The organism is Bacillota bacterium (genome assembly GCA_012518215.1).
Taxonomy (GTDB): domain Bacteria; phylum Bacillota; class Dethiobacteria; order DTU022; family PWGO01; genus JAAYSV01.
Genome location: JAAYSV010000036.1, coordinates 1 through 20,634 on the forward strand (window position 1 = coordinate 1; position 20,634 = coordinate 20,634).

Annotated in this window: 18 protein-coding genes; all 18 read right to left on the bottom strand. The window is 49.6% G+C overall.

Annotated features, from left to right (window positions below; all coding sequences use genetic code 11):
* Positions 1-257 precede the first annotated feature (257 nt).
* Complete coding sequence (locus GX364_05520; protein NLI70301.1) at positions 258-1,181, bottom strand: nucleotidyltransferase; 924 nt, start codon at positions 1,179-1,181, stop codon at positions 258-260.
* Positions 1,182-1,266: 85 nt separating this feature from the next.
* Positions 1,267-2,718: an oligosaccharide flippase family protein gene (locus GX364_05525; GenBank protein ID NLI70302.1), complete on the bottom strand. Its 1,452-nt coding sequence runs from the start codon at positions 2,716-2,718 to the stop codon at positions 1,267-1,269.
* A 126-nt stretch (positions 2,719-2,844) separates the two neighbouring features.
* A complete protein-coding gene (locus GX364_05530; GenBank protein NLI70303.1) occupies positions 2,845-4,395 on the bottom strand; it encodes a Gfo/Idh/MocA family oxidoreductase in 1,551 nt (516 codons plus the stop codon).
* Positions 4,392-5,708 (bottom strand): nucleotide sugar dehydrogenase, encoded by a 1,317-nt coding sequence (locus GX364_05535; GenBank protein ID NLI70304.1) that lies wholly within the window; start codon positions 5,706-5,708, stop codon positions 4,392-4,394. Before GX364_05535 ends, GX364_05530 begins: the two co-directional genes overlap by 4 nt.
* 39 nt (positions 5,709-5,747) lie before the next feature.
* Positions 5,748-6,875 carry a DegT/DnrJ/EryC1/StrS family aminotransferase gene (locus GX364_05540; protein NLI70305.1) on the bottom strand — a complete coding sequence of 376 codons (1,128 nt, stop codon included), beginning with the start codon at positions 6,873-6,875 and terminating at the stop codon, positions 5,748-5,750.
* A 31-nt stretch (positions 6,876-6,906) separates the two neighbouring features.
* Positions 6,907-7,449, bottom strand: a complete 543-nt coding sequence (locus tag GX364_05545; protein ID NLI70306.1) for a winged helix-turn-helix transcriptional regulator — start codon at positions 7,447-7,449, stop codon at positions 6,907-6,909.
* A 111-nt stretch (positions 7,450-7,560) separates the two neighbouring features.
* Complete coding sequence (locus GX364_05550; GenBank protein ID NLI70307.1) at positions 7,561-8,295, bottom strand: WecB/TagA/CpsF family glycosyltransferase; 735 nt, start codon at positions 8,293-8,295, stop codon at positions 7,561-7,563.
* Between the two features lie 79 nt (positions 8,296-8,374).
* Positions 8,375-9,463: a glycosyltransferase family 4 protein gene (locus GX364_05555; GenBank protein NLI70308.1), complete on the bottom strand. Its 1,089-nt coding sequence runs from the start codon at positions 9,461-9,463 to the stop codon at positions 8,375-8,377.
* The gene (locus GX364_05560; protein NLI70309.1) at positions 9,375-10,697 is read right to left on the bottom strand and encodes a hypothetical protein; all 1,323 of its coding nucleotides are present in this window, start codon (positions 10,695-10,697) and stop codon (positions 9,375-9,377) included. Before GX364_05560 ends, GX364_05555 begins: the two co-directional genes overlap by 89 nt.
* A gap of 48 nt (positions 10,698-10,745) precedes the next feature.
* Positions 10,746-11,711: a hypothetical protein gene (locus GX364_05565; GenBank protein ID NLI70310.1), complete on the bottom strand. Its 966-nt coding sequence runs from the start codon at positions 11,709-11,711 to the stop codon at positions 10,746-10,748.
* Complete coding sequence (locus GX364_05570; GenBank protein ID NLI70311.1) at positions 11,708-12,646, bottom strand: LCP family protein; 939 nt, start codon at positions 12,644-12,646, stop codon at positions 11,708-11,710. Before GX364_05570 ends, GX364_05565 begins: the two co-directional genes overlap by 4 nt.
* Positions 12,647-12,757: 111 nt before the next feature.
* Complete coding sequence (locus GX364_05575) at positions 12,758-13,714, bottom strand: hypothetical protein (protein NLI70312.1); 957 nt, start codon at positions 13,712-13,714, stop codon at positions 12,758-12,760.
* 224 nt (positions 13,715-13,938) lie between these two features.
* Positions 13,939-15,264, bottom strand: coding sequence for a glycosyltransferase (locus tag GX364_05580; protein ID NLI70313.1), 1,326 nt, complete (start codon positions 15,262-15,264; stop codon positions 13,939-13,941).
* Positions 15,265-15,726: 462 nt separating this feature from the next.
* Positions 15,727-17,007: a phenylacetate--CoA ligase family protein gene (locus tag GX364_05585; protein ID NLI70314.1), complete on the bottom strand. Its 1,281-nt coding sequence runs from the start codon at positions 17,005-17,007 to the stop codon at positions 15,727-15,729.
* Positions 17,008-17,070: 63 nt separating this feature from the next.
* A complete protein-coding gene (locus GX364_05590) occupies positions 17,071-17,721 on the bottom strand; it encodes an acetyltransferase (protein NLI70315.1) in 651 nt (216 codons plus the stop codon).
* A 49-nt stretch (positions 17,722-17,770) separates the two neighbouring features.
* The gene (locus tag GX364_05595) at positions 17,771-18,607 is read right to left on the bottom strand and encodes a hypothetical protein (protein ID NLI70316.1); all 837 of its coding nucleotides are present in this window, start codon (positions 18,605-18,607) and stop codon (positions 17,771-17,773) included.
* Positions 18,608-18,708: 101 nt separating this feature from the next.
* Entirely contained in the window at positions 18,709-19,335 is a 627-nt protein-coding gene (locus GX364_05600) for a sugar transferase (protein NLI70317.1), read from the bottom strand.
* A 2-nt stretch (positions 19,336-19,337) separates the two neighbouring features.
* Positions 19,338-20,555 carry a glycosyltransferase family 4 protein gene (locus GX364_05605; GenBank protein ID NLI70318.1) on the bottom strand — a complete coding sequence of 406 codons (1,218 nt, stop codon included), beginning with the start codon at positions 20,553-20,555 and terminating at the stop codon, positions 19,338-19,340.
* Positions 20,556-20,634: the final 79 nt, after the last annotated feature.

The following is a 20,634-nucleotide window of genomic DNA, read 5'->3' on the forward strand; positions in this document are numbered from 1 at the left end:
AAGAATCCCCACGTATATACCACTTACCTGACTACCGGAGAAAGAGGACGTACAACCTGTCATTCTGAGGGAGCCCTGTTTTTCAAGGGCGACCGAAGAATCCCCTCCTCGTACACACCTTACCACCGTCATAAACTGGTTCCTTGCTATTATCCTTTCCCTGTACCCACATGTTGGCTTTAGCGACAATCGCTTCCCTATTACCCGAGATTCCACGCTGCGCTATGCCCACCAACACCTTCTCAAACACCCCTGACTCAACCGCCCCAAAGATCCCGTGGATACAGGCCTCCGGCGATCAATTCAGAAATGGCTCTTTCCACAACGGGTTTATCTTCTTTGTAGGTAACCCCGTACCACTGGGCATCTGTTCTCAAAACACGGATTTTAGCTTTATTATCAACCAGCAGTCTGTTGGCAAATTCGGGAAGATAATACTCGGCCGTGAGTATTTCCGGATAGGGATAGCGTTCGAAAAATTCCTCAAACCCTTTTTCCAGTTCATCAAAAACATCGGGCATGAATCCCCATGTATTCATGGATACGGTGCTGCCCCGGGGAATGGGGTTCCAGGCAAGCCCATCCTCGGTAAAACAGGCTTCCTCCCCGCATTTTTTGATTCTGGTGCGCTCCGTGATATCGATCAGATTGCCGTCTTCCCCCACCGTACAGACCCCACGAGCCACCGTGCCGTGTTCCGTTAAAGTGTTCTCGATCAAAAATCCTACCAGAGCATACACAGGAAGTTTCCCTGTGCCTTCTTTCTCGCAGAGAAAAGCCTGAAGCGCCTCAAAAGTAGCCGCCCCGTAAAAATCATCGGCATTGATCACGGCAAAAGGCGTACGCACCACTTCCTTGCAACACAGGACCGCATGTCCTGTTCCCCATGGTTTCTCCCTCCCCGAAGGAACTTCGATACCGTCAGGAAGATCTTCCAACCCCTGGAAAACATAATCTGTGTCAGCCCGCTTCTCGATTTTTCTTCCGATGTTCCGGCGAAACAACTCGTAAAATTCTTCTTTTATGATGAAAACTACCCGTTCAAAACCGGCCTTCAAAGCGTCATGGATGGAATACTCCATGATTACTTCGCCGCATGGCCCCACCGGATCGATCTGTTTCAACCCCTTGTATCTGCTGCCCAGCCCGGCCGCCATGATCACCAATGTCGTTTCAGTCATTCTATTTTTTCACATACTTTCTTGATTTTTATTGATTCCCCATCAACTCTCTCTTATATTGCTTCTCCCCTTCAAAGATGAAAATTCATGCCGCCAACTTCCTTCGGGCTGCCCATCCCCGCAGGAAATACCACCCTTTTTTAATTTCCTCCAGATCCAGCAACAGCAAGGCAACTGCCAGACTGCCTGCTATTATCAAGCCGGCCTTGACGAGATAGACCCAGAAAGCTGTGCCGGGAATCATCACCCCGACAATAGCAAAAGGAGCCGCAACCAGCAAGGCGATAGCCGTGCGTTTCCATTCATAGGGGATAAGGTAGTGGCGGTTCCCCAATAAAACAAAAAGTAAGAAATGGATCCCCGCGCTTATGGCCGTGGCCAGGGCCGCCCCCATTATTCCCATGACGTAAATCAGGAGCAAGTTCAACCCCAGGTTCAGTAAAGCCGAAAATACATTCACCATCGTTATCTGTCTGGTTTTCTTGGCAATATTCAGCCCGGGGGCAAAGATGTAGAGCACATACAACAAATCGGAGAGCACCAGAAAGGGGACGACCACGTATCCGCCATAGTAAGCCCTGGTTGTAAATAAAATCACGATTTCCCGCGCATAGATGGACAGGCCCAGAAGAACAACCAGTGCCCCGGCAACAAAATATCGGAATAGCCGGGCAATCCGTGCCGGCGTATCCGGTTCGCGGTAATGGGTGAAGATGAGTGGAGTCAATGCTCCGGTAATACCGGCGGTGAACAGGGTGGCCGCCGAGGCGACCCTGAAACCGATCCCGTAGAGGCCAACCTCGTGCAGGGAAAGCATCTCCTTGATGGCAATGCGGTCAAAGTAAACGGCCAGGTAAACGCCGACGCTGGATATGACCAGGGGCATGGAATAGTTGAGCAGCATTTTGAGCGTTCGCCAATCGAAGATGAACTTGTAATTGTGCCGCACATAACAATACGACATCACGCCGCCGACCACATTGCCCCCGATGAGGGCATAAAATACGCCGACGATCCCCAGGCGCAAAACAACGATGAACAATATTTTGAGCAAGATGGTCAACGTGGTGGTAACGATGGCAACGATAGAAAATTGCTTGGAGAGCAACTGCCAGCGGAGCTGGTTCTGCAGAAAGTTAAACAAACCGGCGGTAAAAATGGAGATCAGTGCCACCACAAACGCATATTCATGGCCCGGCACACCGAAAACCCATCCGCTCAAGGGTCCGGTGAAAGCAGCGGCAACGAGCAGAAAAGCGGTGAAAACAATCAGGGTGAACCAGAGCGTCGTGGAAGCCATCTTCCTTTTCTCATCGGGATCCGGGGTGTCGGGGTAAAATCTGGCGATTGCCTGGGTAACTTGCAGGGTGATGATGATCAGAACGAGGGTGGTAATAATGGACACGATGTCGATGATCCCGTAATCCGAGGGCGAAAAAATACGGGTGAAGATGGGTACAAGGAAGATGGCCATCCCTTTCTGGATAAAGTTGCTGATACTGTAAATGGCACTGTCCTTGAAAAATCTTCTGATCATCTTGCCTGCCTTCCCCACCGATAAACATTTTTATAAATTTCGTTATTTTCAGTTCCAGTTTGCCGGGCAATGACGGCACCCGGCCTCCCCCATTGGTGTAAAAAAGTTGCAAGGTTTTTTCCCTGGTCACCTGCTGTCTTCTCTGAAAGTCCGGCAAAATTCACATCCGGCTGATCGATCATCATGTGCCGCTATCGTTTTTCCACACTTGCAGATCCACGCACGCACCCGCGCCGGATTGCCGTAAACCACCGCATGATCCGGAATATCGGCCGTAACCACCGCCCCGGCACCGATGAGGGCATGTTTGCCGATCGTGGTTCCGCAGACGATGGTCGCGTTGGCACCAATGGTGGCTCCTCTTTTCACGCGGGTAACGGCAAATTCCTCCGAGTCTGCAAGCGGATAGGCACTGCGCGGTACCTTCACATTGGTAAAAACCATGCTCGGGCCGCAGAAGACACCATCTTCGAGAATAACCCCATCGTAAACACTCACGTTGTTCTGAACCCTGACGTTATTGCCGATCTGCGCCTTCCCTCCCACGAAAACATTCTGCCCCAACATGCATCTTTCCCCGATCCTGGCCCCGGGCATGATATGGCAGAAGTGCCATATTTTCGATCCCCTGCCGATCAAGGCCGGTTCTTCAATAACGGCCGTTTCATGTGCATAGTAATCCTTTTCCGCCGCTGCTTTCTCCGGGGAATCTTTCTGTGCAGCCCGGCCAGTTTCCAATGCGGCATCCACGCGCATCAGAACATCGATCACTTTCCGCCCGCTCTCACCGTCCGTCAGAGGTGTCAACCGTCGTCCGATACAATCCAGGAAATGCCTGTCCTCCAGTTCCAGAAGGGGTGCGTTTTTGGGGAAAGGAATCTCCCTGCCCCCTTTATCCCAGATCTCCAGGTCACCACCAATACCCCTGGTATAAACAAAAGCCTCGTTTTTTAACTCATCGTAGATAATCATTCCCTCGGTGCCCACGATCACCATCCGACGCTCCGTCTCCGGCCATAACCAGGAAGCATGAAGATGAGCCCGGGCCCCGTTCTCAAAAGTCAGGTGTGCATGGACATCATCCTCGATACCATTCTGCAAAGCGGCCATCCCGCTAGCTTTCACCGCCACCGGATCACCCCCCATGAGCTGCAGAATCACCGCTATGTCATGGGGTGCAAAGCTCCAGAAAACATTCTCTTCGCGGCGCACCCGGCCCAATTTCAACCTTCTCGATTCCAGGTGGACGATCTCGCCGATATCCCCTCTTTTTACCATATCAATGATCGCCTCGACCGCGGGGCTGTAAAGAAGAAGATGCCCGACCATGAGGATCCGCCCTCTTGATTTTGCCAGAGCAATCAGCTCGTCCGCCTCGACAAGATTCATGGCCATCGGTTTTTCAACAAGTATGTCCTTCCCGGCCTCCAGAGCTGCACGACCGATTTCATAATGTGTAAAAGCCGGAGAAGCCACCACAACCCCATCGACCTTCCCATCATTCAACATTGTATGGTGGTCGTCATATATTTCTGCCCGGGGGTAATCCACCTTCAGTGCCTCTCTCCTCTGCGGATCGGCATCGGCCACCGCGGCCAGAGCTCCCAGGCTGTCCATTGCCTTGATATGATTCTTCCCCCAGTTCCCGGCACCGACAACCCCTACACGCGGCATCATAGCAACACCACCTTCCCCTCTTTTCCGGAAACATCCCTGGTAACATTCCGGGTATCAATTATCTTGACGGCTTTCTCCACCAGCCAGGCATAGTCGATAACACTGTGATCGGTGATGATGAGGACCAGGTCTGCGGAAGTGACCAGTTCCTCGCTGAGCGGTTCGGAGTAGAACTGCTGCCCGCCCGATGCAAATTCCGGGACATACGGATCATGGTAAACAATCGTGGCCCCCTCCTTCAGCAGCAGATCGACGATATATTGAGCCGGCGATTCACGACAGTCACCCAGATCTTTCTTGTAGGCTACACCCATGATCAGAATTTTCGAGCGCGAAGGTGCCTTGCCGGCCTCGTTGAGCACCCGTAAAACTTTTTCCCGTACAAATTCGGGCATGCGCCGGTTGATCTCCCCGGCCAGCCCGATAAACCTGGTGCTGAAATTGTATTCCCTTGCCTTCCACTCCAGATAATGGGGGTCAATGGGGATACAGTGGCCGCCAACGCCGGGGCCGGGATAGAAGGGCATGATCCCGAATGGTTTTGTAAAGGCGGCATCCAACACTTCCCAGACACTGATACCTATCCGGTCACAGAGCAACGCCAGTTCATTTACCAGGGCGATGTTGATTGCCCGGAAGGTATTCTCATAAACCTTGACCAGCTCTGCCGCCCTGGCACTCGACACGGGAACCACGTTCTGGATGGTCTCTTCGTAAAAGGCTACCCCCACTTCAAGTGATTCCGGGCCGATACCGCCGATAACCTTGCTGGTATTGCCGGTCGTGTAGCGCTTGTTGCCCGGATCCACCCTCTCCGGCGAATGGCAAAGGAAGAAATCTTTCTCCGCCTTCAAACCCGATCTTTCCAGGATGGGCAGAATGATCTCCTCGGTGGTACCCGGATAGGTCGTCGATTCCAGAGAAACCAGCTGCCCCCGGCGAAGCCGCTTTGAAATCTCCTCGGCAACATTGGCCACGTATTGCAGGTCCGGAGTCAAGTTGCAATCGAGTGGAGTCGGCACACATATCACGATGGCATCCATCTCCGGCAGGGAATCGAACCCCACTTCCGCCTTGACTTTCCCCTTATGCACCAGTTCCCGGAGTTCTTCATCCTTTACATCGGTAATATAATTCTCACCGCTGTTGATCTGGTCCACACGGACAGGGTTCCGGTCCAGCCCCGTAACGTTGAATCCCACCTTTGCTTTCTCCACGGCAAAAGGCAGGCCAACATAACCCAGTCCGATCACCCCGATTCTGGCTGTCCTGTCCTTCAGTTTACTTTTCAGGAGCTGCTTTGCTGATTTCATTGAAAACCCCTTCATTTCAGTTGTTTTTTCGCGGCCGGATCACAATCCCAAAAAATCTCTTATCGCTTCCCCCACATACCTGACTTCCCCGTCGGTCAGTTCCGGAAACATTGGCAGGGACAGAACCTCCTTGCAGGCCTGTTCGGAAACGGGGAAATCACCCTCTTTGTACCCCAGATCGGCAAAGACCTTCTGCAGGTGCAAGGGAAGTGGATAATAGACAGTGCCATGAACACCTTTTTCCTTCAGGTACCCCTGAAGCTCGTCACGTTTTTCAACCCCGATCGTGTATTGATGATAAACGTGGGTTGCATAATCCGGCTCCACCGGCACTTTCAGCCCATATTCGTTCAAATCACCCAATAATTGATTGTAAAGCGAAGCAATCTCACGCCGCCGTTCGGTCCACCCTTCCAGATGCCCCCGCTTTACCCTCAGTATTGCTGCCTGCAACTCATCCAGGCGGCTGTTGATCCCCAGATGTTGATGATAATATTTTGGCTGTGCCCCATGAACCCTCAAGATCCGTACCCGTTCCCCTATCTGCTTGTCACGCACCACCACCATCCCGGCATCACCGAATGCACCCAAGTTTTTGGTGGGAAAAAAACTGAAACAGGTCGCATCACCGATGGAGCCGATCGGTTTCCCCCTGTACAACGCCCCGATTGCCTGGGCGGCATCCTCCACGACAAAAAGATCGTTCTTCCGGGCAAGGGTCATGATCCGATCCATGTTCGCCGGGCAACCGTACAGGTGAACGGGCATGATAGCCCGGGTGCGCTCCGTGATCCTATCTTCAATCCGCTCCGGATCGATATTCCAGGTATCAGGTTCGATGTCTGCAAAAACGGGGCGGGCCCCCGCTCTCCGGATCGAACCGGCAGTAGCGAAAAAAGTAAAAGGAGTGGTGATAACCTCGTCCCCGGGTCCAACCCCGCAGGCTTGAAGAGCCAGAAAGAGAGCATCACTCCCATTGGCCACACCGATTCCTTCCACTGCACCGCAATCGGCAGCCACCTCCGCTTCCAACAATGTCACGTTCTCCCCCAGAATGAACATGCCCCTGTCAATCGCTGCCGATATTGCCGTCTCGATCTGATATTTGATTGTTTCGATCTGGCGTGTCAGCGAGAATGAAGGAATATTTTTCTTGGTTGGTTCCATTGCGAAATTGTCCTCCTCTTTTGTTGTGATATCAAAGATAGTCCAGAACATTGGCAGCCACGATGCCTTCGGCTTCCAACTGTTTCTGAAGAAGTTCCTCCCAGGTTACAATCAATACGGTATCCCTGTTGCCGGGCAGATCATCCCGCCCGGAAATCAGTTCATGTTCCATATTTTCCTTGGTCAGGGCCCAGGCCATGATTTCTGCAAAATCACCCTCATTCCCATAAAGGATCACCCGTTCAAATGATCTTCTTCTCCTCTCCTCGGCAAGCAACCTGTGAACAGCCTTGATAACCAGGTTGACCAATCTGTACGAGCGTTGGGCATAGTTGTAAGCCAGGCGGGTTTTCTCCGCTATCCCCTTGGGTGTCAATATATAGCGGAGATTGCGCTTGTTCATATTCTCGAACTTGACCAACCCCTTGCGGGCCATCCTTTTCAACAGCAGATTGACCGTCCCCACTGCAAGGCCGGTGCGGGTTGCAATCTCTCGTTGGGGTGCCAGTTCATTCTTTTCCAGTTGAGAAAGGATCAGAAATTCTTTATCCATGGCTACCTCCACATCGTTCATGATATGAACATTTCACCCCATTATAATTTTCAGTTACCCCCTCGTCAAGCCTGTCGCTCTTAATTTTTCCTAGCATTTGCAATGAAATTCCGGCCGGGTAGATTGTGCCGGTCATCGTCCGCTCCGGGTGAACCCCAACCTTTCACCCCACAACTTCAATACGAACAGGGGCAGGACCGCCTGTCTCTTCAGGCGATGCGGTTCCTTAACCAATCTGTACAACCATTCCAGTCCATGGTCAACCATGAAATCAGGGGCCCGTTTTGTTTTACCCGACAGGATGTCGAGAGCCCCACCACACCCGATAAATAAAACCCGTGGAAAATCCTTGAGCAAGAGGGCAGCAATCATCTCCTGACGGGGTGAACCCATTCCTATGAGTGCAAGGTCAGGCATGGCCGAGCAGAGATGGGTTTTAACTTCATCTATATCGGTGAAATAACCGTTGCAGCGGCCGCATATCTTGACCCGCGGGTACTTGCTGCGGATGGCTTCCACCGCTCCCGCGTTTGACTCCTCCGTGGCACCCAGTAGAAACAATTTCAGCCCTCCGGCATCTGCCAGCCGCAAGGCAACCTCGGGCAGGTCAATCTTGGCGATACGCTCATCATGCAGCCATCTAGCCGCCAGAACGGCACCAAAACCATCGGGGCTTTTAAGAACGGCACCATCGATAACCGACCTCAATGAAGGCGATTTTCCGTAGGCCAGAATTTTCTCGGCATTGATGGCCACCGTATATCCACCCTTGCCCGATAGCAAGATCCCGCTCAAGGCACCCGCTGTTTCTTCCACGCTCTTCAGGGGATGACAGGGGCATCCCAGAAGGCTGATCGTTCTTTTCATCGTCATCATCTCCAGGCTGGATATAGGCCCTATACCAGCTCCCGGAAAACACCCACTCCGGAGATAAACGCAGCACCCCTCACAGAAGGGTCATGATCCTGGCGGCCAGATCCCTGGACACCTTGTTCCTGTCATAGCGGAGAGCCGTACTGCGCGCATTTACACTCATTTCCTTTTTCTTTTCCGGGGCAAGCTCGGAAAAATCCTTTATCCTGGTGGCAAGGGCGGAGACATCCCCCGGGGGGAACAAGTAGCCGTTGACATCTTCATCGATGTAACCTTGCAGGCCGCCGATTCTTGAGCCAATCACCGGCACCCCGCAGGCCATCGCCTCCAGGCCTACCAGACCCAAACTTTCAATTATCATCGTGGGAAACACAAATATATCCATCCGGCCAAAATAGTGGGGCAACTCCCCCTGCGGTTTCAAACCCACGTATTCCACCACATCTTCCAATGAATACTCTTTCAACATTGCCAGCATTTTATCTCTTTGCGCACCATCGCCAACCATCAACCCTCTCAGATTGTTTCCCGGAAAGCTATCCTTCAATGTTCTCAAAGCTTCAAGATAAACGTCCCACCCTTTGCCCTGATCTATACGCGAGACGTACCCCACCGTGAAGCGATCATCCTCTTCAGGCAATGCCTGCGGCCTCATCAGTTCGATATCGATCCCCCCCGAAGGCGAGACAAAGATACGGGAAGGCTTGATCTTCAATCTTTCCGCCACAACCTGCCGATAATAATCCGAAGGCACGACGACGAGCGTAGCCCGGCGGAGAAACCGCCCCATCATTTTCTGTACGATAGTTAAAAACCTGGATTTGGGGGAGATATCACTTCCATGGGCATTGAGAACCATCGGCTTTTTAACAAAGGGCCTGACAAGCATCAGAGGAATGACCGAATGTAAAATATAGTGAACATAGATCAGATCGTAGTCATTTTTTAAAGCTTTCCTGATCGTCTGCACGTAGAAGTCAAGATACCCGCTTACCTTTTCCTTCAACGATGACAATTGCCCTTCTATAACCGCCCTGGAAACCACAAGATGTCCTTCCTTGACCATACTATCTTCAAAATTTTTGACGAATATCCCGTAGGTGGGATATTCTGCCGTGGGATACATGTTGGAGACGAGAAATATCTTGATTTTGTTGCTCATTTTTGAAGTTCACCTCCCCCATATTCAAAAACAACATGGCGTTGGAGAGAGCAACGAAAGCCCCGGCCATGGCCGAGGTCATCGTACGCCCGGCGGTAAAGCTGATCCCCACAAGCATCAGATTCATAAACACAACCAGTGAAGCATAGGTGGATGTTCTACGGCGAAGGGCCCGGAAAGATTGAAACAACATGTACAACCAGAACAAAGCAAATACAAGCGCACCAAAAATCCCGTAGTACATGGTTACATCGAAAAAATCAATTTCAACAGCCTTCAGCAGATGATCGAAGCCTGCACCGAACAATTGCTGCATTGGGGTATAATCATGGAAAAAAATATTCCGGGAGTGAGCCAAGTAAATATCCCTTGAAGACAGCAGGAATGAAAGGAGGTCAGTCTGATGGTAATAGAAAAGAAATCTATCCCACAGTCCGGTCATGAGCATCCCCTTGTAAGCCACGAATACGCCAACGGTGCCCAAAATACCTATAAATGCCACATTTCTCAAGCGGGGCATCTTCACGCCCGTGCTCAGGAAAGGGATAATACACAGAGAAATCAAAATACCGGCGATGGCCACCTTGGTGGCAAGCAAAACCGACAAACTTAGAAGCACGGCCCCGGTAACCACATAAGGTATTTTTCCCTTTCTCCATGCCCAGAAAATAGCCCATATTGATAAAATTACAAAAGTCAGGGAGACCTCGTTGCCCGAATAGAAAAAGCCCCGGGAGCCGATACCACCTCTGTACATCTGGAAACCTGCAAAGTGCCCGATAACAACGCTGATAATGATCACCAGCAAATTTGCCACGATGATGGATTGAAAAACACGTTCCAGTCCGGGATAATTTTTTCGGCTCAACTGTTTGAAATAAATATAGGCCAGTGGAACGACAACCAATTTGGAATAAAAAATGATATTCTCTGCCAAAAAATTTGGATTGTAATCCAGATTGTGATCGAAAGTGTAGATGTAAAGGAGGAAAAACAAAAACAAAAACCAGAACAGAAAATACAAAGTTTTTTCCATTCTGCTGCGGCAGAGCCCCAGCACAATCAATAACAAGAACAGCAATTTATAGGGTTGGGAAATGCTGAATGAATAATAGCGGAGCGCCAACCCGTTGACAGCATCGATAAAAAGATAAATAAACATCATGGCCAGGATTGTTTTATCGATGAAATCATATTTTTTGAAGTTACTGTATGTGCCGTTAACAACCTGCATCGGTTGAGACACCCCCGCAAAACAAATAGGACTTTGAATCAATTACTATCAAAGTAGCAGGCTTTCTCCATTATGTCGATCAGCCCTTCCCCTGCCCCCGGCAAGATTCTTGCGAATAAAAACAATCCCAACTATCAGTAACACCAGACCGGTAAGAACAAATACAACAGGCCTGGTAAACATTGCGCTATCATTGATGGCACGGAGAAATAATTCCGTGTCAGGAAAAAACCTGTTCAGGGATCCTTTTTCCAGCAAACGCTTCAGAAGCGGAACGATAACCAGGGTCCGGCCGGCCAGGTACATGGCCATGAAACCCAGGCCCGATGCCAACATCGATCCACCGATCCATTTGAACGCCGTCAGGTAGTCGGCCCGGATGAAAAACAGGACAACAAGAAGTACAAACAACAGATACGGAGCATGACGGAATATTTTCTGCCGAAACAAAAAGTCTGCCCCCGGAAATTTTGTTACATCGGCGATGCTGATTTCAGCCAGGATCAGAGCAGGAGGTAACTCGATCTTCCCCAAAAATTCCTCGATCATCAGATCGGTCATCCCCAGTTCTTTCAGCTGCGGCGGGGAATGCGCCCTGATTTCCGCTATCAGTTTCTCCTGAAACAGAGCCTGCCGTTCATGCAGCTCCAGGGAAATCAAGAGATGATCTTCTTCCCCCCGGAGGAAGTGGACCATCTCCTCCAGAACATCGCGGCTACGCTCCCTCAACCATTCCACGGTGAATGTTTCTTCAACGGCCTTCAAGACAACACTTTCTCCGGTCACAATCTCCTGATTTCCAGCTATCATCTCATCAAAAATGAGATCATGAATCCGTGGGAAAAGCCCCGTTCTATCGCCCAGATCTAAATAAAAATCAGGATTCAGCAAGGCCCTGTGCAAGCCCCGGTCAAGCATGATGAACCATCCCACCACCCCAAGAATGATTGCCACCATGACAAGGATAATTTTTTCGGTTCGCTTCTTTTTTCTTCGCTTTTTCCTGTAATTCATCGCGACGCAGCCCCTTCCTCGACCGGGGATGGGAACATCTCTTCTATCAGGCGAGCAGCCACTGCCTCATCAGGTTGCAGATAGTTCGTCCCCCCACGGTAAATGGAAGTCCCCGGAATGGCAGCCATACGGATATCTTCTTCCGTGATGCCGCTGAATTGCTGCTGCAGGCCAATAAATTCTGTCAAACCAAGGTCTGTTTCCACCTTCTGCCACATGGATGCCGTCAGATAGAAAATGTCGTCAATCGGTTTCTGCCGGACAGTTTTGAAAACTGCCTCCATGAAACGCTGCTGACGCCTGACCCTGCCAATATCCCCTTCGCCTTTGCGAAAAGAGATCAGGGCAAAAGCCTGATCCCCATCCAGAACCTGCTTTCCCGGATAAAGGGTAATTCCCCTCTCTTCCATTTCTCTGTCAACATCAAATTCCACGCCACCAAGAAAATCGACGATTCCCTTGAAAGAGATGTAATTCAGGCCGATATGGCCATCGATGGGAACACCGGTAAAATTTTTCACGGTATCGACCAGAAGACCTGCCCCCCCTTGGGCATGGGCATGCCCGATGCGATCTTCCCTGGCAGACCCGGGGATTTCCACAAGGGTATCCCTGGAGATGGAAAGAAGCGCTGCTTTTCCGGAAACGGGGCAGGCCCTGATGAGGATGATGGTGTCTGCATTCCCGGGGCGATCGCGGTAAGTATCTTCCGCAAATTCTCCTGCATCGATGCCATAAAGAAGAATGGTAGTCGGTTTCGTATCGTGGGCTCCCAGAAGTGATGCAGTAGTAATTTCCTGCCCGGCAAACACCCTTCCCATCGACTGAAACCGGCTAAAAAGATCATGACAATAAAAAAAAGAAATGGAAACAAGTAACAAAGCCATGATCAAGATAATAATTGAAACGGCCCTGGTCCATTTTTTTGCGGTCATACTGGTATACCTCATGCTTTGTCGGTCTTGTTTTTGAACTGGCAAGATAAAATGCAGACATGATCTACCTTGCTTCTCGAAGTGCCATTCCTTTTCCGAGAGCAAATTGTTTTATCTGCCATCAACACGGTAATCGTTCCTGTTTACTTTGATTTTTCTCCCTCTGATTTCCTTTCTCCTGTCCGGGGAATAACCATTACTCATGTAGTGACTGAAGAAAACAACAAATATCGATAGCACAAGGCCGAAAATAAAAGCCACGGCCACTTTCAACAGGCGGCGTCCGGGAACGGGGGCTGCCGGAACCCTGCCCGGAAAAACCCAATTCGATATTTCCATCAATTCACTGTTTTCCAGCTTGTCTATCTCCAGATTGGCGGCATTGAGAGCCAATATGTCTTCGCCTCTTTTCGCAGCCAGTCTTCGGTATGAAGGATCCAGTTCCACCAGACGCACATTCATGCTGCCCTCGGTAACGGAGACGCCGAAGAGGGCATCTGAATCTCCATCCTGGCGTGTGACCAGAGCATAGGCATCGGGGTACATTTTTGCCAGCTTCTCATCGAGCATCTCCAGTCCCTTTGTCAATTCCTCTTTTTTGTCGTGCAAAATTTCAAGCCTTCGCTCCTTGGTGTATTTCAGCAGTTCTTCACCGATATGATTGGCCGCCTCCCCCGCAAGCACTGCATCCGGATAACAAAAACGCACCTCCACCAGGTCGGCTTTTTCAATTTCCACGGTCTGGTTCTCCCCTGCCACCTTCTCCGTGTATACCAACGGTTCGATTCTTACCCTCCCCGCCGCAGCAACCGGATCGGGGATCCCCTCCACCTCGGACAGAAATTGGACCCAGAGGTTTGACTGGGCTGTCTCATCTACCAGATCGTAAACAGGATAATTGAACTGGGTGGTGTTGACACGAACTACGCCTTCAAAAAGTGGTTTTTGGACAACAATACTATAAATCAGAGTCAAAATAACAGCAAGGGAAGTGATGATGATGATTGGAAGGCGGCCCCGCCACACAATTTCAACCAGGTCCCGCAGTCGGATTTCCTGTTCTTCCATTTTATTGCCTCCAAAGTTCTTGTTTATGGTGTTCTCGACCATTTCTTTCGCTTATTCTATCTTTGATGTTCGTCGCTAGCAATTCTACAAATATTTTTGAAAACCCTTCTCCCCGGCTCCTTCTTCCGGCATTGACAGCATTATTTTTTGTTAACAGTTACTAGGAAAATTATTATATATCTATTCAATGCCCTGTCAAACACTTCCGAACTCATATAGCCAATTCAAACTTGGATTATATTTATAATGGCTTCAAATTCCTTCGTTTGCTGTGTTTCCAGATTATTTACGCTTTTATTATTTCTAATATTGTTTTTTAAAGAAATATAGAGATCCTCATTGTTTATCAAATTGCTTATTATTTTAGCAAAATTAGTATCAAAATTGTCATCCAGGTCTATCAAATAACCATCAACATTGTTTTTAATAAAACCTTCCGTACTTCCGTCTTTGATTGTAATGGTGGGTATTCCATAGTAAATTGCTTCTAGAACTGGGTTTCCCAAATTACTCATATCGTTAGTCATCGCTAAAACATTTGATTCTCTAAGAATTGCATTTGATTGAATATGATCTATATTGTCTAAAAATAATACGATTTCATCGACACCTAAATCAACAGCAAGTTCTTTTAATTGATGTCTATCATAGCCAGAATATGAAGTAAAAAACAAAATTTTATCATGTTCATTTTTATCTAAAAGGCTTAAACCTCTAATTATTCTATCTACCCTCTTCCATCTGCTAGAACTGGCATTATTGAAAATTATAAATTTTTCTCTGTCCACGTTTTTAAGAAAAGTATTGGTTTTTATTGGATCTTTTTCAAAGCATTCGTATTCCTTGTTATTTATGCCATGAGGTTCAAAATAAATATTGGTATTTCCTCTAATTGTTGCATAATACAAGCCATCGGTTCCGTCATTTACCATTATACATAAATCGGCTTTATTCAATCCAAAGTAGTTTTCGGGGTATTGTTTGATACAAAGATTAATATTCCTGTTGGTCGATTTTAATATTACTCCCTGGAATTTATTGATATATTTCTTTTTATATAGCTTTGACAATATTTTTGCAGCAAAGGTATATCCTATCTCATATGCAATTATTGCATCAGCATTAACAATGTATCCCTTTTTAAAAAATATCAAGTGAAAAATTGCAAATAAGTTATCTATTCTTGTCAAAATAAATCTTACCCATGCCTTTATTAGACTTAAAATATTATTACTACCAAAAGGCGGCAAGACTGTATCCGATCCAATATGTTGATATAAATTATTAGATGATTTTTTGTCTTTCAATTCTTTACAAGAAGGTAATTTGGCATCATCTTTTAGATTTATTGCTGTTTCAAGAAGACTTGGGAGTCTGTGCTTTTTGAATTTTAAATTATGGACTATATTTTCACCTTTTGAATCAGAACCGCTAGAAAACAATTCTACGTTAAATCCTTTTTCTAGAAACATATTAACAAATCTTTTCAGACTTTGATTGCCATATTTTCTAAACGGTAAACTGGTTAAAATAATTATCCTTTTTTTCAAGATCAAGCCTCCATATTCTTTTTAAAATATTCTTTGCAATACTAAACTATATTATCAATTAGTCTTGCTCACAAACATTAATTATGTATCTTTTCGATACCCTATTCAATACCATGGAGATGATTGTCTTTTATACTGAACAAATTATGAGATGTGGTAATCATTATATCAACTTTACAAACGATAAGCAGTTGTATCAAGAGAAACTATAATACGCATTTTGCTAACAGGTTCCATGAAATTGAACCCCAGTCATATCCGGACAAAGGGAGTACGGTATGATTAAATCCGTTTGTTGAAACACGATCAGTCCAACCCCGTCAATCTTGTTTCAACATCTCTTACCACATACCTTCAATAATATTGCTTTGCAAATATTTTTTAGCTCCACTCGGGGTTCCTTGTTACGCCCGCATGACAGATGGATGGTATTCGGAATGAGCGGGGGGGCAGATATTTGCCCTACCTGTCTTCGCGGTGTTTGTTGACCACGTACGGCCTTTTGCCCGAAGGCAGCGGGGGTATCGAGGATACATGATCTATTTTCAACCTGGCATCTTCCCCCAGTATTTTCATCAGCCGTTCCCGGATCTTCCCATGCTGAGCGAAGCTCTTCAATGTGCGCAGTTTCATGGTATATGAATCCTTCCCCTCCTGTATGAATTGAAACTGGAGGATATCGCTTAAATCCTGCATCGAACAGCTGATGGCGTAAGGCGAGATACGGCCACCTCGCGGATCATAAACTGTTTCAACCGACCGCCCCTCGACCCGCTCGAAGAAGGGCAGTTCAAGACCGCAGTGACAGCTTTCGGCAGAAAGAACGGCCAGATCGCCCGTTTCGTAACGGATCAGGGGCATGGCGTGGGAAAATAGATCAGTTACCACCACCCGGCCCGGATCCCCGGGCGACACGGGGCTGTCGTCCTCGGTTGCCAGAAGTTCAAAGACATAGCTGGCCAGATTGAGGTGGTGTCTTCTGCCGGCAACACATTCGTGAGCCAGAACCCCCAACTCTTCCGTGGAATAACGGCTCAGGACGATACCACCAAAAACTTCTTCGATTTTTTCCCGCACCGCTTCAGACAGGGGATCCCCCGTAAGCAATATGCCCCTGAGACTGAAATCATGAGGCCTGTCGCCGCGGCTGTGGCAATAACTGGCCAGGGGCCCGATAACCGAAGGGAAACCTACGATAACCTCTATCGTTTTCCTTCTCAATACGTTTCTTTGTTTTTCAAACCAGTGTTCGTCCATACGGGTGGGATTGATGATGACCTGGTTCTGCATTGCCATGCTCAGTTTATTTTTGGGTGATATCCTGACCAACGCATGTTTTACCCCGATATCATACCCGGCCCAGCGCCCGAAATGAATTACCTCGGCAAGCTGGCGCGATTTCTTCTCCGGCGTGAGGTAGAAGGTAAACGGGGTTCCGTACGACCCGCTGGTATGGGTAGGAATCAGTGATCCCTTCTTGTATGCCGTGGAGAAGAAGGAGGTGTAATTTTCCCGGACCGTCTCCTTCCGGATTATCGGAAATTCCCGAAGTTCAGTTGAGCCCTTGAATTTCCGGTAGTAGGGTGTCGTGGAACAGGCGTGTTCAAGCAGTTCAGACAGCCTCGATTCTGCCTTCTCCCCCAGGGCCTGCGGATCGGAAAGCAGGGCCTCGATATCATCCAGCTGGCGCAGAATACCGCCGCCTTTCAATTTTTCCACGGCCGTGAATACTGTTTTGCGCATATCGTCAACCTTGTCATTTTTTCAGTGTCCGGGGCCCGCCGGGCCATTTTCTGCCGAATAACTTTATTCCCGATCCTGCCGATTCGGGGAAGGAAGCTGTTTTTTCACGGCTGCAGGAATTCCGCAGACGAAAACCCCCGCGGGGACGTCCTTGAGAACAACCGCCCCGGCTCCGACCACCGACCAGGCACCGATGCGCAATCCGGGGGCAATCCTGGCACCGATGCCAACAAATACACCTTCCTCCAGGATCGTTCCGCCGCCGATATTCACGCCGGGGGCAATTTGCACGGCGCGCCCGAGCTTGCAGTCATGCCCGACGGTGGCACTGGTATTGATGATACAGTAATCGTCTACCACAGCCGCAGGATTGATTATCGATGCCCCCATGAGAAACAAGCCACGTCCCGTCTTGCTGAAAGACGAAATATATGACCGCGGATGGAGAGCATCGGGCAGCAGATACCCTTTCCCCCTGAAGTATTCGTACTGCCGCAGGCGCACCCGGTTATCGCCGATGGCCACAAATATACTTTTTATTTCCCCCCTGCCCGGGATAGACGATGGAGAGCCAATAACAAGGTGGCCGTCGATGACCTCCGAACCATGCAGGGAGATGTCATCATCGAAGAAACCATGGACTGCCTTCCCGGAAGCGTGGAAACATTCGTATGCAGCCCGGGCATGCCCACCGGCGCCGATTACAGCCAACATCTTCTTGCCCCCTTTTCACCCCGGCCTCCGAACCCGGTCCGGGCCGGAATCAATTGTAGGTAACCGCCTGCCGTCCCATCTGGACCCAGCATCGCTCGAAAGCCAACCTGTCAACCTTTCTGTTCTTGTGGTTGGCCAGCGGGTCGTTGAAATAAATATAATCATCATCGTACCCTGTCAGCAGGACAGAATGGGTTTTGTATGTTATTTTAACTGAACCCGAAGGAGTTTTCCAGACCTTGAAATATTTCTCGTCAAGCTCGTCATATTCGGAATTGACGATCACCCACACAGGCCGGCCGTCACTGATGGGATAGAGAATCTCTTCAAAATCCAGCCCCGTGAGATCAACGATCCTTCCGGGGAGATATTCTTCGGCCAGTTCGCAGATCGGCTCATGATAAACTGCCAGGCCCGGATACGAGCGATCGTACATATTGCCAACGAAACCATCGTATGGATTGCCGAAATGGATCTTGCCGCCTTCAACCCTGTAAACAGTTTCATCTTTCCTGACTTGCCGTGCCAGGGTCATCTTGTCCGCGGGAATACCGGCATGATTGAGCAGCATGGCCAGACTCGTTACTTCACATCCACGCGGTAGTTCCGGCAGCTGCATGATCAGAGGTGCATCGATGATAGAAATCGACTTCAAGATCCTATCTTCCACTTCCAGATACTCGATCTCCTGGGCAGCCAGTTCCCCGGCCGACTTGTTGCCGGGGGATTCCAAACCGACATGGAAAACGGTGATGAAGGAGAGGAATAAAACCACGGCAAAGACAGAGATGGCACCCCTGATCCTGGCCTCTTTGCGGCGGCGCCTCTCGGCCTCAACCCTCTGCATTTTTTTGAAGTCAGAATGTTTACGGGTTCTTCGATACATTTTTCAATCATCCCGATCAATGTGATGGGCCTTGCATCAGTGCCGGCCACGTATCACCTGACAATCCTGCAAAAAGCAAAACCATTACATATGGAAGAGGTTCACATGGGTTTCGTCCCACCGGTGCTTTTCCGGCTTCTTCCTTCACGTCTGCCTCCGCCATAGATCCCCTTTCCCAGAAAAACCATGAACATGGTGCGCAACAATATTTTGAAATCCAGCCACAGGGACCAATTCTCGATATACCACAGGTCGAGTTCGATCCTTTCCGGCCAGTCGATGATATTGCGGCCATTCACCTGCGCCCAACCTGTCATCCCCGGAGACATTTTCAGGCGACCCCTCTGCCGATCCGTGTACCCCTCGACCTGGTAAGGCAGGGTGGGGCGCGGGCCGACCAGGCTCATCTCTCCCTTGAGTACATTTATGAGCTGGGGAAGCTCGTCGATGCTGCTTCTGCGTAAAAATTTCCCGGAGCGAGTTATACGCTCATCTTCCCGTTCAACAGCATAGCCTGCCCCTATTTTTTCGGCACCATCCACCATCGTGCGAAATTTGTAAATGCGAAATTTCTTCCCCCCGATTCCCGATCTCTCCTGAAGGAAGAAAACAGGCCCGGGGGAATCCATCCTGATGACCAGGGCCACGATCAAAAATAATGGCAGCAAAATCAACAAGCCGATAGAGCTGCCCACAATATCCACGGATCGTTTGATACAAAGCATCATCATTATCTCCGTTTTGCCGTGTTCAATGCCGAGGTAAGCACTTCTTCAAAGCGTTCAAAGAGAATCTCACGGTCAAATTTTTCTGCAGCCAGCATGCGCGCATTCCGCCCCATGGCCGCTGCGCGTTCCGGGCGGCGGCTGATATCTTCCACCGCACGGGCCAGTTCATGAGCACTGCCGGGAATGATGCCCGTGCCGGCATGGTTGTCCTCCAGCAGGTTGGCCACCCATCCTGTCATGTTGGTTATAACCGGGCGGCCCGCTGCCAGGGCATCAAAAAATTTGTTGGGCGAATTGGTGCTGAGAACAGGCAGATTGCGGAAAAGGACGAGGACACAGCCCGCACAGCGGTAAAGATCGGCGACCTCAAATTTGGACAGATGCCCGAGAAAATGGACTCTGTCCAGAAGGCCGGCTTTGGCCGCCTTTCTTTTCAAGTCCTGCAGGTCATGCCCCTCACCGGCGACAACCCAGGCGATGTTGTCAGGGGAGAGGGCGGCTGCAGCCAGAAGGATTTCCAGATCCGCCGATGGCCCCACATTTCCGGCATAGACCGCCAGAAATTTGCCGTCAAGCCCGTATCTTTCCAGAAGATCGGGGACCGGCGGGCCGGGGGTGAAAAATTCCAGGTCGGAGGAATTGGGGATGAATTCCAACTTCTCCACGGAGGCCCCCTGCTGCAGAACGCCGGCGATCATCCCCGGTGAGAGGGCGATGATGCGCACCGCCCGCCGGTAAGCTTTACGCTCAAGCATACGGGCAGCGGTTATCGCCAGGGGATTACGCAGAGCACCCATCTGGATCGGGGCTTCGGGCCACAGATCGCGTACTTCAAAGACCAGGGGAACCCGGAATTTGCGGCTGAGCCCGATACCGGGCAGGGCCACGGTCAAGGGGGTTGAGGTTGCCAGGACAACGTCGGGGCGCGGCAGCCGCCTGCCGACCGCCCGGGCCCGGTGTGCATAGTTGAAAAAAGAGCGTATTCTCTGTCCGGAAACCATCGTGCTGGCATACGGGGCATTCAGAACGATCACTTCCATCCCCTCTACATCTATGGCACGATACGGCTCCCGCCCCATGGGAAGTTTCAGGCATGAATTGCCGGTGATGACGGTCACGGTATGACCTTTTTTCACCAGCCGGCGCCCGAATTCATATGAGCGTGTTCCCGAGCCTTTCTCCGGAGTGGAGAAATGCTGGTGCAGGTACATTACGCGCATGGAAATGCCCCCTATTTTAGCTCGGTGATGCTTTATTCCAGGCAATCATACTGCCATGAAAGCATGACCGGAAAAAATG